Genomic DNA, 1,323 nt, shown 5'->3' on the forward strand with positions numbered 1-1,323 from the left:
GTCCTTCCGTTCTAGTGGTCGTCGCAACACCCCAGTTCAGGGGATGCGATGGACTTCGAGATCCGGAAGAGCCGCAAGGAGCAAGGGCCCCGCAAGCTGCAACGGGAGCGGGAGGAATACTTCCGGCTCATGCAGCTCGGGTTCGGCAATCTTGAGGCGTCCAGACGAGTCGGGGTCAACCCTCGGACCGGCCGTGAGTGGCGCAACGGCCGGCCCGAGGGGCGAAAGAAGCGTCCGAGGCCACCCGCGAATGCTGTGCGGGTGGCCTCGGGGCCGTCCCGGTACCTGACGGAAGACGAGCGGATCCACATCGCTGACCGGTTCCGGGAGAAAGCAACGGTCCGGGCTATCGCCGCCGAACTGGGCCGCAGCCCGTCCACAGTCAGCCGGGAGATACGCCGAAACGGCATGCCCCTGCGCGGTGGCCGCTCCCGCTGGGCCTACCGACCCCATGCCGCCCAGCGTCGGGCCGAACAGCGCCGCCCGCGCCCCAAGCCCGGCAAGATCGGCCAGAACCCCGAGCTGCGCGACTTCATCCAGGACCGCCTCACCAGGCGGTGGAGCCCCGAGCAGATCTGCCACGTTCTGCGCAGACGCTTCCCCGACCGGCCGGAGATGCACGTGGTCCACGAGACGATCTACCAGGCCCTCTACGTCCAGGGCCGCGGAGAACTCCGCCGGGAACTGGCCCGGGCCCTGCGGACAGGACGCACCATGCGCCGCCCTCAACGCCAGGCCCACAGCCGCCAGCAGCGGTTCACGCACCCCATGGTGATGATCAGCGACCGGCCGGCCGAGGCCGACGACAGGGCCGTCCCCGGCCACTGGGAGGGCGACCTCATCGTCGGCAGCAACTCCCGCTCCGCCATCGCCACCCTGGTCGAACGCAGCACGCGCTACCTCATGCTCGTGCACCTGCCCCAGGGCAGCAGCGCGGCCGCCGTCCGCGACGCCCTGGTGAACACCGTCCAGACCCTGCCGGAACACCTGAAGCGGTCCCTCACCTGGGATCAGGGCTCCGAGATGGCCGGCCACCACACGTTCAGCGTCACCACCGGCATCCCGGTCTACTTCTGCAACCCCGGCAGCCCCTGGCAGCGCGGGTCGAACGAGAACACGAACGGCCTGCTCAGGCAGTACTTCCCCAAGGGCACCGACTTGGCCCGGCATACCCGTGAGCACCTCGACGCAGTCACTGCCGAAATCAATAGCCGCCCACGCAAGACGCTCGGCTGGGAAACCCCAGCCGAGCGTCTGTCTAAACTGCTCGCCGCCACACGTCAGTGATCACGTGTTGCGACGACCACTGGAATCCGCCGTCGC

The 1,323-nt window shown here is 68.7% G+C and carries 1 protein-coding gene; it reads left to right on the plus strand.

Translation table 11 applies throughout. The annotated features are described in order from the left end of the window. Positions 1–48 precede the first annotated feature (48 nt). Complete coding sequence (locus ACZ4SW_RS37045; protein WP_468253488.1) at positions 49–1,287, plus strand: IS30 family transposase; 1,239 nt, start codon at positions 49–51, stop codon at positions 1,285–1,287. The last annotated feature ends 36 nt before the right edge of the window (positions 1,288–1,323 follow it).

The organism is Streptomyces sp. NPDC028331 (assembly GCF_055565775.1).

Bases quoted from the DNA above. Each gene is read 5' to 3' on its own strand.
- ACZ4SW_RS37045 (WP_468253488.1), top strand. From the start codon at position 49: ATGGACTTCGAGATCCGGAAGAGCCGCAAGGAGCAAGGGCCCCGCAAG.